The sequence below is a fragment of the Parachitinimonas caeni genome (assembly GCF_030129945.1).
GTDB lineage: Bacteria > Pseudomonadota > Gammaproteobacteria > Burkholderiales > Chitinimonadaceae > Parachitinimonas > Parachitinimonas caeni.
In genome coordinates, this window is record NZ_JARRAF010000225.1 from 1 (window position 1) to 360 (window position 360).

Annotated in this window: 1 protein-coding gene; it reads left to right on the forward strand. The window is 67.5% G+C overall.

Annotated features, from left to right (window positions below):
- The coding region (locus PZA18_RS24425) for a hypothetical protein (RefSeq protein WP_284103485.1) at window positions 1–360 on the forward strand (360 nt) is incomplete at both ends.

The window sequence follows — 360 nt, forward strand, 5'->3', positions numbered from 1 at the left end:
CTGCCGGCCTCACCGGTACTGGAACCGGCGGCAGACGCCTGCCGGCTGGTCGACACCCAGGGCCGTACCCTCACCTTTGAACCCTTGCGGGCCGAAGTCCCCCAGTATTCAGCCAGCGAAGACCTGTGGCTGCTGGCCGGGGGCGGCGAGGGCGAATGGGGCATCCGTTGGCAGCAGATTCCCCTGGCATGGCGAAGGAATCCCCAGCTGGCCGTCATCGGCACCAGCAGCCTGACGGCGTATGTGTTCGCGCCCGACCCGACAGGCACCCACTGGCGCCTGCGGGCGACTCTGGATGCACTGGGCCAGTGTCTGCGCTACGACTGGCAGGATGGCGTGTTGACGCAGGTTGAAGATGGG